This window comes from Polaribacter cellanae, assembly GCF_017569185.1.
Taxonomy (GTDB): domain Bacteria; phylum Bacteroidota; class Bacteroidia; order Flavobacteriales; family Flavobacteriaceae; genus Polaribacter; species Polaribacter cellanae.
In genome coordinates this window covers 813,334-826,528 of record NZ_CP071869.1, presented here as the reverse complement: position 1 = coordinate 826,528, position 13,195 = coordinate 813,334, and the positions used below count along the sequence as shown (strand labels likewise).

The window sequence follows — 13,195 nt, the reverse complement described above, 5'->3', positions numbered from 1 at the left end:
TTTAAAAAATTAGAAATGAAAAATCAATTAATCATATTTTTTTCAGTTGTTTTTTGTGTAAATACTTACAGTCAACAATTAAAAGGTAGAGTTTTAGATGCATTTAACGAACCTATTGAAAATGCTTACGTATATAATTCGAATTCTAATTCGCATACACATACAGATTTAAACGGGCGTTTTGTATTAGACAATACAACTATTGGAAATACAATTCAAATAGGAATTTTAGGATATCAAAAAAAAGAAATAACATTAACGAAAGAGAGTTTTACGAACTTTAGTATTCAGTTGCAAACGAAAGTTTTTCAATTAGAAGAAATGGTTTTAAGAAAAGAAATAAATGCATTACAAACCATTGCAAAGGTAGATTTAAGTGTAAACCCTGTGAATTCTTCACAAGAAATTTTAAGAAAAGTTCCAGGTTTAATTATTGGACAACATGCAGGTGGAGGAAAAGCAGAACAAATGTTTTTGCGTGGTTTCGATGTAGATCATGGAACAGATATTACACTTTCTGTAGATGGAATGCCAATAAACTTGGTTTCTCACGCACATGGACAAGGTTATAGCGATTTACACTTTATCATTCCAGAAACCATAAAGAATATCAACTTCGGTAAAGGACCTTATTATGCGAACCAAGGTGATTTTAATACAGCTGGGTATGTAGACTTTTCTACAAAAAGCAGCATAAATAAAAATGTAATTTCTTTTGAAGCAGGACAATTTAATTCGAAAAGAATGTTAGGAATGTTTAATCTTTTAGAATCTAAAAAAGATGAAAACGCTTATGTCGCAATAGAATATATTGCTACAGATGGACCTTTTGAGTCGCCTCAAAATTTTACCAGATTAAATATTTTTGGAAAATACAGTGCATTTTTAAATGGAAAAGATAGAATTACCTTAACAGCTTCTCATTTTACAAGTAGTTGGGATGCTTCTGGGCAAATTCCAGAAAGAGAAGTTGCAAACGGAAATATAGGCAGGTTTGGTGCAATTGACGATACAGAGGGAGGTAACACAAGTAGAACCAATTTTAATGTTCAGTTTCATAAAACTTTATCCAACGAATCTATTCTAAAAAGTAATGTTTTTTACTCGAAATATAATTTTGAGTTGTTCTCTAACTTCACTTTTTTCTTAGAAGATCCAGTAAATGGAGATCAAATAAAACAGTTCGAAAATAGAGATATTTTTGGAGCAAATGCTCAAATAATTTCGAATAAAGAATTTGGAGATGTTGAGGTGAAATTTACAAAAGGAGCAGGTTTACGTTACGATTTAATAAACGATGTAGAGTTATCAAGAACTAAAAACAGAAAAGAAATATTAGAAAGAATTCAATTAGGAGATGTAAAACAAACGAATATGTATGCATTCTTTAACTCAGAATTTGAGATTGGTAAATTTAAAATATCGCCAGCTGTACGTTTAGATTATTTTAAATTTCTTTATAATAATGCTCTAACCCCAACTTATAAAACACTAACAAAAACGAAAGCAATTATAAACCCGAAATTAAACTTTTTATACACTCAAAACGATAATTTACAATGGTTTTTAAAATCGGGAATTGGCTTTCATTCAAACGATACAAGAGTCGTTTTACAACAAAATGCAGATAAAGTATTGCCAAGAGCCTATGGTTTAGATTTTGGAAATATTTGGAAACCCACAAATAATTTAGTGTTAAACACTGCTGCTTGGTATTTATTTTCGGAAGAAGAATTTGTGTACGTTGGAGATGCAGGAATTGTAGAGCCATCAGGAAAATCGGAGCGTTTTGGATTCGACTTAGGTATTCGTTATCAGTTTACAGATTGGTTATATTTAGATACAGATGCTACATTTACAAGGGCAAGAAGTTTAGAAAATGCTAGTGGAGAAGATTTTATTCCTTTAGCGCCAGATTTTACAATGGCAGGAGGTTTGTCTTTTAATAATTTAGGTAATTTCTCTGGAGGTTTACGTTACAGATATATAGATGATAGACCAGCAAATGAAGACAATTCTATAGTTGCAGAAGGTTATTTCGTATCCGATTTTAACATCAATTATAAAATGAAAGATATTACGCTAGGTTTGGCAATTCAAAATATTTTCGATGTAGATTGGAATGAAACACAATTTGCAACAGAGTCTAGACTACAAAATGAAACAACCTCTGTAGAAGAAATTCATTTTACACCAGGAACACCATTTTTTGCAAAAGCATCGATTAAATATCAATTTTAAAAATATTTAAAATTTTAACCATGTTTGTTTGGTTAATTTTAGTTGGATGAAGTGTCTATCACAGCAATGTGGTAGGCATTTTTTTAATTTATATTTTTTGATTCTTAATCCATTTTTTCGTCGGTTTTAACCAAGCATTTATAGGTTTGTATAGAAAACCATGTCCTAGATTTGTTTTTAACGCTATTTGCTCAAACTTAGTAGTTAAATTCTCTTTATTTTGCCAATAATCATAGTTTTTACCAGCAATTGTATCTGAAATTTCATAAATACAAAGTACTTGACCGTGAAACTTCCAATTTCTATTGTTTTCTTGATAATTATTATTACCAGCAAGTAAAACATAATTGATATAATTTTTATTGATAGTCGCAACATAACTCGCAATTATTGCTCCTTTTGAAGCTCCTATAACAGTTATGTTGTTTGGTTTTACACCCTTTTCTACAAGACGATTAATTTGCTTAGAAACTTTTTTAGCGTATTCTATATGATCTACATTATTATTTCTTATAACAGCTATAATACTATCGGTTTTATTGTTTAAAGCCTTTATAATATTATCAAATTCATATTTTCCATATACGTTACTTACAGCATTTTTTCCTTGTACTTCAATAATTCGTCCATGTAAATAATAGATATATTTTTTTTGATTTTGAGCACTACTTTTTAAGAATGAAAATATTGTAAGCAGTGTAAATAAGAACAAACGTTTTAATATCATTAATTTATAGTTGGATTCAAATAACATCGTTAAATTTTTAAAATCTAAATATCGCAAAAAAAAACCTCACTAAAAAGTGAGGTTTTTATATATAATTTATGTGAATTCTATGGAGCTGCTGTAACTGCACCCAAAGTATATAATTGCTCTAGAGTAGGAGATTCACTACCACCTGCAGGCTCTAAAGTAATACCAAATGCTTCTGAATCGTTTGTGTTTTCTATGGTAAATATCTTATTAGCATCTGCTGTAAATGTTTCTATAGTTCCTAAACTTGTTGGTGTTAAAGGACTTAATTTTAAAGACCAAACTTGGTACACTTTTCCTTTTGGTGGATCTGGTAAGCCTTTTGCATCTAAATAAATACTGTTCGTTTTCTTATCCCAATAAACTTTTGCATACGAGTTTGGCGAAACCTTTTGTCCAGCCAGAGGTACAGAAATAATATCTTTATCTCTAAAAATTGTAATTAACTTTTCTGCTTCAGCTAAATTATTAGAAGCTTTATCTATCTGCTCTTCTAACTGTTCTTTTTCTGTAGCGATTTGTTCTTTTAATTGGTTGTTTTTTGAAATAGACCAAATTAAAGCACTTCCAATAAGAATGGAAGCAGCCCAACCAGTATATTGTAACCAATTATTCTTTGGTTTAGAGATTGAAACTACTTTGGTCTCTTTGCCATCAATTTCTCTTTTTATGGTTGTAAATAAATAAGAAGCATCTTTTTTAGAAGCTGCTGCTGTAAGTTTTACAATCGCATTTTCTATTGATAACACTTCTGTTAACAACTCTGGGTTTTCTTGAATTGCAGCATGCACTTCTTCATTCTCTTTTTCAGAGAGCGAACCTGCAATGTACAGTTCTAAAATTCCTGATGCTATGTATTCTTTTATATTCATTTATTTAAACTCCAAGCATAGTACGTAATTCGCCTATACAATTTCTATTTCTTGTTTTTATAGTACCAATTGGCATTTCTAATTCTTCTGATGCTTCTTTTTGAGTGAATCCTTTAAAATAAAGCAATTCTATGACTCTTTTACATTTATTACCTAACTTGGTAACGAATTCTTTTAAACCAATGGCATCTGTAGAATTATCTAAACTTCGACTCGTCTCTAATATATCTACGAAAAAATCGGAGTTAAGGTTTTTTTTAGACTGTTTATATTTTTTAGAACGTGTATAATCAATCGCAGCATTTCTTGCAATGTTAAGTATCCATGTGAAAAAACGGCCTTTTTTGGAAGAGTAAGAAGCTGAGTTATTCCAAGCTTTTATAAAAACATCTTGTGTAATTTCTTGTGAGACATCATCATTTTTAACAATGTTGTTCACTACTCCAGAAATACTATTACAATACATATTGTATAGTTTTTCGTACGCTTTTACGTCTTTTTTCTGGAATTCTAATATAAGTAAATCTAAGTTCATAATTTTGACAATTGCTAAACTATAAAATAAAATTCACAAATTATTGATTTTCAAAAAAAATATCAAGAATAAATCTTGAGATTGTTAAATACTTCTTTTTCGTATATTGGAGAAATACACAATTTATATTTAAGAATTTTTTTTCAATATAAGCTTAGTCGGAATTCTTAAAACAATAGTTAAAATATTTTTTAAGATATCTTTATTTTTAATAAGAAAGATTACAATCGAATAATTTTTTGAACCTTATTTTTATTCAAATAATTTTTAATAATTGTTTTGGCTAATTCCTTATTTTCAATTGGAGTAAGTACTTTTTTTAAAATGTCTAATTTATTTTCTTGGTATGCCAAATTCGTGTAACCATAGCCAAAAACTTCGTTATTTTCTATTAAGATAACAGCATGTTCTTCAATTTCTCTTCCTTTATCGATTATAATAAAATCATTATTATTAAAATTTTGATGAAAAGGTTTTCTCTTTTTCTTAAAATTATATTTTGGTGATAAAGCTTCCAACTCTATATAATATTTTAAGCGTGTAAAAAGTTCATTACCAGTTTTTTCAAATGATATTGAATTTACTCTATCTTGAATTTTAATAGACCTTTTTGTGTCTTTTAAAAATAACCTATTTACTTCTGCTTTTATATTTTTTCCACGTCCTAAATAAATTACTTTTCCTTCGGAATCGTGTACGTAAAAAACTCCCATTACTTTGGCTGTGGAATCTATTAATTTTTGATGTTTGTCTTTCTCTATGCTGCGATTGTAATATTTTACAGAATTCTGAATGATATTTTTTTGAACATCTTTTTCTAATAGCAACTTAAATAATTGTACAGTTGCCAACGCATCTCCAGAAGCTCTGTGCCTATCTGTCATAGGAATTCCCAAAGATTTGGTTAGTTTTCCTAAGCTGTAAGAAGGTTGGTCTAAAATTAAAGCCTGACTCAATTCTACAGTACACAATGTATTTCTGTTAAAATCGTAGCCTAAACGTTCGAATTCTGTGCTTAAAATTCGATAATCGAAAGAAGTGTTGTGGGCAACCAGCGTACAATTGTCGGTAATTTCTATAATTCTTTTGGCAACTTCGTAAAATTTTGGTGCATTTTTTAACATGGTATTGTTAATACCTGTTAGTTTTACTACAAATTTCTGAATTTCCTTTTCAGGATTTACCAAGCTAATAAACTGGTCTACAATAGTATGTCCGTCAAATTTATAGATAGCAATTTCTGTAATGCCTTCTTCGTTAAACTTACCTCCAGTTGTTTCAATGTCTAATATTGCGTACAAATCGTTTTTTTATCGGGGAAATTTATTAATTATAATTTCTACTGCCAAAGATAGAACTTCCTACACGAATCATCGTACTTCCATTTTCAATTGCCAATTGATAGTCTCCACTCATCCCCATAGAAAGGGTGTTTAATTGGCAGTTTTTAGAAACAGTTTTTAGTTTTTGTACTTCAAAAAAGGTGTTTAATGCTGAAAATTCTTCATTTAATTGCTCTTGGTTGTCTGTAAATGTAGCCATTCCCATAAACCCAACAATTTTTATGTTTTCTAAATCTTTTAATTCTGATGAATTTAGGATTTCCTCAATATCTTCAAAAGACAATCCGAATTTAGTGTCTTCTTTTGCAATTTTCGCTTGTAACAAACAGTTGATAATTCTATCGTGTTTTTGGGCTTGTTTGTTAATTTCTTTTAATGTTGAAAACTTATCAACTCCATGAATTAAATCTACAAAATTAGCCATATATTTTACCTTATTACTTTGTAAATGACCAATCATGTGCCATTTTATATCTTTGGGTAAAACCTCAAATTTCTCTACCATTTCCTGAATCTTATTCTCGCCAAAAACACGCTGACCAGCATTATAAGCTTCCTGTAGATCTGCAACAGGTTTGGTTTTAGAAACTGCAACTAAGGTTACGTTTTCAGGAATGTTATTATGTATATTTTTTAAATTTTCTTTGATGTTCATTCTGTTTTTTTGAATTAAAATTTTGCGTTAAAAATGTTCTCGATACAATTCCGATGAAAAATCGAAATCACTCGAACTGACGATATTCAATAGTTTTACTTTAAAATTCTAAATAGTTAAAACTCATAAATTGTTAATGCACTTCTTAATTTAGGCTCGATATAAGTGGTTTTTGGAGGCATTAACAAATCGGAATCTACAATTTCTTTCAACTCATTAATATTGGTTGGTAACATTCCAAAAGACACTTTAAAATCGCCAGCATCTACTTTTGTTTTTAACTCTAAACTATCCGATTTATCTTGAGAGTATACAATTTTAGAGTCGTTTCTAATATCCTCTATTCCTAAAATTGGTTTTAAAACTGTGGAATATAAAATTTGAGCATCTAATTTACTTAAAGCATCTGTAAAATTATAGATAGATTTTCGCAAATACAACGCATAAAACTCTCCATTTAAGTACATACTAAAATGGTGTTTTTCTTTTGGTTTGTAGAGTTCTTGTTTTCGATTTTCAATTCTGAAAAAGGTGTCCAATTCAATTAGAAATTCATCCGCAGTTAAACCATTTAAATCTTTTATAAAACGATTAAATTCATAGATTTTCAAATTACTTTCTGGCAACAAATAACTCATAAAAAAGTTATAATCTTCTTCTCCTGTATGATTTGAGTTTTCCCTCGCCAACCTTTGTGCCAACAAACAAGAAGATGTAGACCTGTGGTGCCCATCAGCAATATATAATGTTTCCACATCTTTAAAAGCTTCTGTTATTTTTTCAATATCATTTGCATCATTTACTACCCAAAGTAGGTGTAAATCTTTATCGGTTGTAGAAAACTCGTATTCTGCTCTTTGTTGTTTGTATTTTTTAATGATGGCTGTAATTTCATCATTATCAGGATATGTTAGCAATACAGGTTCTGCATTAAAACCTGTATTTTTTAGATAATTTTCGAACAGTAACTCTCTTTTCTTAAGCGTTCCTTCGTGTTTTTTTATCACATTATTATGATAATCTTCCACAGAAACTGCAGCAATAATACCACAGAAAGTATTAGTAGGAGTTATTTTCTCGTAAATATAAAAAGCAGGCAAGCTATCTTTTTGAAAGACGTTATTTTCTTTAAATTCTAAATACCTGTTATGTACCAATTTAAATCGTAATTCTTCTGTAATATCTTGCTTATGATATTTATAACCAGGATTAACTACGTGTAAAAATGTAAAAGGATTAAAGGCTAATTTAGAATACAACATTTCTGGAGTATAAATTTCGTACGATTTCGAAGAAACCATCGCAACTTTATCTCTTGTAGCTCTTACTGCTTTAAAAGGTTTTACAATTGCCAACTTATTTTAAAAGTTTTATAATTTGATTTGCAATTTCTACACCAACTCTTTCTTCAGCTTCATTGGTGCCAGCTCCAATGTGTGGAGATAAAGACAAATCTGGATTCATTAATAACTGAATTTCTGGGGTAGGTTCGCTTTCAAAAACATCTAAGCCAGCAAATTGTATTTTTCCATCTTTTATGGCATTAACCAAAGCGACTTCATTTAAATTTCCTCCTCTAGATGTGTTTATGATTCCAACACCATCTTTCATTTCTTCGATTTCATTGGCATCAATTATATAACCATCTTGGTCTGGAGCGTTAATTGTAATAAAATCTGCTTCTTTTAATAATTCTTCTTTAGAACTCATTTCAATATTAAAATTTACTTTTTGTCCATTAAAAAAATCTAATGTAATGCTTTCAGAATCCATATTTTCGTCCATTGCAATTACTTCCATTCCAATTCCGATGGCAATTTTCGCCACTTCTTGTCCAATACTTCCAAAACCAATAATTCCTAATTTTTTACCACGCAATTCTGTTCCATTAGAATACGCTTTTTTTAATTCTCTAAATCTAGAATCTCCTTCTAAAGGCATTTCCCTATTGGCAGAATGAAGAAATCTTGCCATTCCAAAAAGATGTGCAAATACCATTTCTGCCACAGAAATTGTAGAAGATTCAGGTGCATTAATTACGTGTAGACCTTTATCAATCGCATAATCTACATCTATTGTGTCCATGCCAACACCTGCAAAAGCGATGAGTTTTAAAGATGGACATTCGTCAATTAAATCGTCTCGAACTTCTGTTAAACTCTTTACTACAAGTGCATCTATGTTGTGTTCGTTTATGTAATTTTCTAATTGATTTTGAGCTACTTTCGTATTTAAAACCTCAAAACCTTCTTTTTCTAAAGCGTCTATTCCACTTTTTGATAATCCGTCGTTTGCTAATATTTTCATTCCATGCCAACCTTCCCAAAGGGAAGGAGTTTTATTTATAATTTAATTTATTCTTTTAATATACCCACAGCAGTTTTCTTCCCTTAAGGAAGAATTAAAGATGGGATTTTTCTAATTCTTGCATTACATCTACTAAAGCCTGTACACTGTATAATGGCAAAGCATTGTACATACTTGCTCTGTAACCTCCAACACTTCTGTGTCCATTTAATCCGTTAATTCCTGCTGCTACCCACATTTTGTCGAATTTTTCTGTTAAAGATTCATCCGTTAACGTAAAAGTTGCATTCATAATACTTCTATCTTCTTTTGTTACCATTCCTTTAAAAAGAGGATTTCTATCAATTTCAGCATATAAAAGAGCAGCTTTTTTGTTGTTTACTTCTTCAATAAACGGAATTCCTCCTAAATCTTTTAACCATTGCAAAGTTAGCATCGAAACATACACAGGAAAAACTGCAGGTGTATTAAACATGCTATCTTTATCGATATGAACTTGATAATTTAGCATTGATGGAATGTGTCTTTCTACTTTTCCAAGGATTTCTTCTTTAATAATAACCAAAGTTGTTCCTGCAGGTCCCATATTTTTTTGTGCTCCAGCATAAATTAAATCGAATTTTTCGAAATCTAATTGACGAGAAAAAATATCGGAACTCATGTCACAAACCAAAGGAACATTCGTTTCTGGAAATTCTTTCATTTGCGTTCCTGCAACTGTATTGTTACTTGTACAGTGAAAATAATCTGCATCTTCAGGAATCGAATATCCTTTAGGAATGTAAGAAAAATGGTTGTCTTTAGAAGAAGCAACTTCTACCAATTCTCCAAAATGTTTTGCTTCTTTAATAGCTTTGTAAGACCAAGTTCCTGTGTTTAAATACGCTGCTTTTTTGTTTAATAAATTGTAAGCAACCATTAAAAATTCCATACTAGCACCACCTTGTAAAAACAATGCTTTGTAGCCTTTATTTTTTAAACCTAACAATTCTAAAGCCAAACTTCTGGCTTTTTCCATAACTTCTACAAAAGGTTTACTTCTGTGAGAAATTTCTATTAACGATAAATTATCGTTATTAAAATTTAGAATTGCTTCAGATGCTTTTTGTAAAACTTCTTGAGGCAGAATACAAGGTCCTGCACTAAAATTGTGTTTTTTCATTTCTTAAGTTTCAAAGTTTCAAAGTTTCAAAGTTGCAGAGTTTCAAAGTTGCAGAGTTGCAAAAGTTAAACTTTGTAACTCTGCAACTTTGCCTCTTTGCTATTATATTAAATTTCCGATAAAAATTGCAATGTATTTATACCATCAGCATAATCCCACAATTGCGGATTTTGAGTTTCACCAAAATCAACTTCATTTTCTATGAAGTCTTTTGCAACAATGCATTGTATCTTATCTTTATCTTCGTATAATTTTATTTTTAGATCTATTTCATTATCGTAATATTCATAAAAAACAGTAGCAATAGGAGAGGAGTAACTCTTATCTTCCTTAATCATTAAAAAACCGTTTTCTAACAAATCGAACTCACTCATTAAATACACAGCCTTATTATAATCGTAATTATTCGCATATTTCGCATTTTCTATTATGTCTTTTTTAACATACATTCCGTTAAAAAAGTTATTAAAATCATAGTTTTTTGGAACATAAATTTTAGAAACAGACCTACAACCTAACCCGAAATAGGTAAAAACATCGTCAGCTAATTTTTGTAAATCTTCTTCAGTTTCGTTTCCTTTTAAAACTGCTACAGAGTTCCTACTTTTTCTAATAATATTTGGTTTATCTTTGAAATAATATTCGAAATAACGCGCTGTATTATCGTTTCCAGTTGCAATTACGGCATCGAAATTTTCTAATTTTTCTTCTGTAAAAGTAATGTTTCCTTTAAATTCTTCTTCAACATATTCTAAATACTTAGCTAAAAAAGGCAATATATGTTTATCGCCAGAAGATTGTTTTACTAAAACAGAATGTCCAGAGATTAAAACCGATAAAAAATCATGAAAACCAACCAAAGGAATATTCCCTGCCATAACAATCGCAACTGTTTTTGGAGTTTTAATTTTTAAATTATTATTAAAAATCCATTTCTCTAAATTGCTTTTAGTTAGAGTTTTAGACCAACTTTCTAAAGAGAATAATAAGTTTTCTTTGGTAAACCAAGAGTTGTTTTCTTGTGCTATTTTTAATTGATGTTTAAAGCCATCAAAAAATAAATCGTTGTGTTCGATATTCTCTTTTTTTGCTACTTTTTCTTGCGAAAACTGACTTAAAAAAGTGCCTAATTTGGCAAAAGCAGTAATTCTATTTTGAATACTATCCATTTATTTTGGTTGTAACTTATTTTGGCGTTATTTTTGCAACTGCAAAGGTACAAATTAGAAAAGAAAATTATGGCAATTATAATAACAGATGAATGTATAAATTGTGGGGCTTGTGAACCAGAATGCCCAAATACAGCAATTTACGAAGGAGCAGACGATTGGAAATATTCAGATGGAACAGATTTAAGCGGAAATGTAGTTTTACCAAATGGAAAAGCTAAAAATGCTGATGAAGATCAAGAACCAATTTCCGACGAAATTTATTACATTGTTGCAGATAAATGTACAGAATGTAAAGGTTTCCATGAAGAGCCACAGTGTGCTGCAGTTTGTCCTGTAGATTGTTGTGTACCAGATGACGATAATGTAGAGACTGAAGAAGAGCTCTTAGCGAAACAAAAATTTATGCATAACGATTAATTTTTTGATTTTTAGAATTAAGAATTAAGAATTAAGAATTAAGAATTAAGAGTAAAGAGTAAACAGAATAATGTTTAGACTCAAGAAATAAGACAAAATAATTCCGAAATAAAATTCGGGATTTTTGTTGCTTAATACTTTTGCAAATATTCTTTAATTTTAGTTCTGTTTTTCCAGGGAGAATTTTCATATTTTTCTTTTGATAAATAGGTTGTTCTCTTTTTTAAATCTTCTTTCTTGAAAGTTTTTATTTTTGAAGCATCAATTATTGTGGGTTCTTTTAGTAAGATTTCCTCAGTATCAGAAATATTTACTTCCACTTTTATGTTAAATTTCACTTTTTCTCTTTCCTTTGTATTTTCTATAAATTTTATAGGTCTGTTTACATAAGCATAGCTTGTTTTTGTTTTATAATAGTAAGAAAGATAGATTTTTCCAGATTCGTTTTTTTCGTAAAATAAAGTAACTGAGTTTTTATTTTCTGAAAACTTAACCCCAAATAAAAATCTAAGATTTAAGTGTTCTCCACGTTTTCCAGTAGCAAATTTATAGGCTATTTTTTTTATTGAAAAATCAGAAGCATTAATGTAAATTTTACCTGCATATTTTGCTTTCGATTTTCTGGGTTCAAAAGAAATTACATAATATTTAGAAGATCCTAAAAACTCGTTTTTTTCTAGATGATGGTTGTAATATTTTCTATTAAAAAAGTTATGCTGCGCATCTTTATTAAAAAAAGTACTTTCTTTATTTGTATGCATTAAAAAATCTGAAATTCTTACATTACTAAAACTGTTACTTTTTTCGATAGAATCGTTTTTTTCGATTACTTTTTTTAATGATAAAGAATCTTCTACCTTAAACCAACCCGATTTTACTTTATAGGTTTTTTCTTTATTTAAATGTTTTAAAACGATATTTTGAAGTCTTTTACTGATGTTTTTAACGGTTATTCCTGCTCCAATATTTGCTTTGTTGTAACCTTGTATGGAATCTGGAATGTAAAAAGTAAGTGTTTTTTTTACTTTTGGCTCATAAATAGTTCTAGATTTTACAATCGTTTTATATTCCGATGAAAACTCTGGTTTTCTTTTTTGTAGGTTTTTAGAAAATTCTTCTAAATCTTTTTCTGCCAATTTTCTTTTTTTTCTACTTAATATAGAGCTAGATTTTAATGCTACATCTAATTTTTTAAAATCCATTTTCTGGCTCTCAATAGCATATATTTCTTGTTTTGTTGTTTCTTTTAGAAAGTTTTCTTTCATGCTTTTTTCAGACTTTATTAATAAAGAATCCAAAGAAATCGTTGCAAGGTTTAATTGAATTTCGTCTAATTGATTAACAGACTCAGCTAAACTCACCCGATAATTAAGTGCAATTAACTGTTTTTTAGAAAGTGTTTTTGTGGAATACCCTAAGAAAGAAAAGGTTATTGTTTCAACATTATTTAAATTGAGTGTATATTTTCCAAATGGGTTGGTTGTGGTTCCTGTTTTTAAATTGGTTGCTATCGAAACATTTTCTATAGGTTTTAAAGAGTTTTCTGAAACTACCTTTCCAGTAATTGTCTGAGAGAATGTTGCTAAACTTAACAAGAATAACAACAAAGAGATACGTAATTTTGGGCTCATTGATTTTTATTTTAGGGGAAAGTAGCTCAATTCTATATTTCTAAATAAAAGTCTGTTTAAGTTTAACAAAGTATTATCTTTGCATTCTGAAAATTTTAAGAAAGTT

12 protein-coding genes are annotated in these 13,195 nt (G+C 29.4%); 2 read left to right on the top strand and 10 right to left on the bottom strand.

What is annotated here, in order from left to right; translation table 11 throughout:
- The first annotated feature begins 15 nt into the window (after positions 1-15).
- A complete protein-coding gene (locus J3359_RS03830; RefSeq protein WP_208079429.1) occupies positions 16-2,241 on the top strand; it encodes a TonB-dependent receptor in 2,226 nt (741 codons plus the stop codon).
- Between the two features lie 88 nt (positions 2,242-2,329).
- Here the strand turns inward: J3359_RS03830 and J3359_RS03825 are convergent, their stop codons facing one another.
- The 9 genes from J3359_RS03825 to J3359_RS03785 form a co-directional block, all read right to left on the bottom strand.
- Entirely contained in the window at positions 2,330-2,995 is a 666-nt protein-coding gene (locus J3359_RS03825) for a hypothetical protein (RefSeq protein ID WP_208079428.1), read from the bottom strand.
- Positions 2,996-3,075: 80 nt separating this feature from the next.
- Positions 3,076-3,867, bottom strand: coding sequence for an anti-sigma factor (locus J3359_RS03820; RefSeq protein WP_208079427.1), 792 nt, complete (start codon positions 3,865-3,867; stop codon positions 3,076-3,078).
- Between the two features lie 4 nt (positions 3,868-3,871).
- On the bottom strand, positions 3,872-4,402 hold the full coding sequence (locus J3359_RS03815) for an RNA polymerase sigma factor (protein WP_208079426.1): 531 nt from the start codon (positions 4,400-4,402) through the stop codon (positions 3,872-3,874).
- A gap of 221 nt (positions 4,403-4,623) precedes the next feature.
- Positions 4,624-5,703, bottom strand: coding sequence for an exonuclease domain-containing protein (locus J3359_RS03810; protein ID WP_208079425.1), 1,080 nt, complete (start codon positions 5,701-5,703; stop codon positions 4,624-4,626).
- A gap of 25 nt (positions 5,704-5,728) precedes the next feature.
- Complete coding sequence (locus J3359_RS03805) at positions 5,729-6,400, bottom strand: YggS family pyridoxal phosphate-dependent enzyme (protein ID WP_208079424.1); 672 nt, start codon at positions 6,398-6,400, stop codon at positions 5,729-5,731.
- 116 nt (positions 6,401-6,516) lie between these two features.
- Positions 6,517-7,755, bottom strand: coding sequence for a DUF1015 domain-containing protein (locus J3359_RS03800; protein WP_208079423.1), 1,239 nt, complete (start codon positions 7,753-7,755; stop codon positions 6,517-6,519).
- Between the two features lies 1 nt (position 7,756).
- Positions 7,757-8,707, bottom strand: a complete 951-nt coding sequence (locus tag J3359_RS03795) for a D-2-hydroxyacid dehydrogenase (RefSeq protein ID WP_208079422.1) — start codon at positions 8,705-8,707, stop codon at positions 7,757-7,759.
- A gap of 94 nt (positions 8,708-8,801) precedes the next feature.
- Positions 8,802-9,869 carry a 3-phosphoserine/phosphohydroxythreonine transaminase gene (gene serC / locus J3359_RS03790; RefSeq protein WP_208079421.1) on the bottom strand — a complete coding sequence of 356 codons (1,068 nt, stop codon included), beginning with the start codon at positions 9,867-9,869 and terminating at the stop codon, positions 8,802-8,804.
- A gap of 107 nt (positions 9,870-9,976) precedes the next feature.
- Positions 9,977-11,038: an acyl-CoA reductase gene (locus J3359_RS03785; protein WP_208079420.1), complete on the bottom strand. Its 1,062-nt coding sequence runs from the start codon at positions 11,036-11,038 to the stop codon at positions 9,977-9,979.
- 69 nt (positions 11,039-11,107) lie between these two features.
- On the opposite strand from J3359_RS03785, the gene J3359_RS03780 reads away from it, so the two are divergent.
- A complete protein-coding gene (locus J3359_RS03780; protein WP_208079419.1) occupies positions 11,108-11,458 on the top strand; it encodes a 4Fe-4S dicluster domain-containing protein in 351 nt (116 codons plus the stop codon).
- A gap of 131 nt (positions 11,459-11,589) precedes the next feature.
- Here the strand turns inward: J3359_RS03780 and J3359_RS03775 are convergent, their stop codons facing one another.
- The gene (locus J3359_RS03775; RefSeq protein ID WP_208079418.1) at positions 11,590-13,089 is read right to left on the bottom strand and encodes a carboxypeptidase-like regulatory domain-containing protein; all 1,500 of its coding nucleotides are present in this window, start codon (positions 13,087-13,089) and stop codon (positions 11,590-11,592) included.
- Between the last annotated feature and the right edge of the window lie 106 nt (positions 13,090-13,195).

Bases quoted from the DNA above. Each gene is read 5' to 3' on its own strand.
- J3359_RS03805 (WP_208079424.1), bottom strand. From the start codon at position 6,400: ATGAACATCAAAGAAAATTTAAAAAATATACATAATAACATTCCTGAA.
- J3359_RS03775 (WP_208079418.1), bottom strand. From the start codon at position 13,089: ATGAGCCCAAAATTACGTATCTCTTTGTTGTTATTCTTGTTAAGTTTA.
- J3359_RS03825 (WP_208079428.1), bottom strand. From the start codon at position 2,995: ATGTTATTTGAATCCAACTATAAATTAATGATATTAAAACGTTTGTTC.
- J3359_RS03795 (WP_208079422.1), bottom strand. From the start codon at position 8,707: ATGAAAATATTAGCAAACGACGGATTATCAAAAAGTGGAATAGACGCT.
- J3359_RS03830 (WP_208079429.1), top strand. From the start codon at position 16: ATGAAAAATCAATTAATCATATTTTTTTCAGTTGTTTTTTGTGTAAAT.
- J3359_RS03785 (WP_208079420.1), bottom strand. From the start codon at position 11,038: ATGGATAGTATTCAAAATAGAATTACTGCTTTTGCCAAATTAGGCACT.
- serC (WP_208079421.1), bottom strand. From the start codon at position 9,869: ATGAAAAAACACAATTTTAGTGCAGGACCTTGTATTCTGCCTCAAGAA.
- J3359_RS03780 (WP_208079419.1), top strand. From the start codon at position 11,108: ATGGCAATTATAATAACAGATGAATGTATAAATTGTGGGGCTTGTGAA.
- J3359_RS03815 (WP_208079426.1), bottom strand. From the start codon at position 4,402: ATGAACTTAGATTTACTTATATTAGAATTCCAGAAAAAAGACGTAAAA.
- J3359_RS03820 (WP_208079427.1), bottom strand. From the start codon at position 3,867: ATGAATATAAAAGAATACATAGCATCAGGAATTTTAGAACTGTACATT.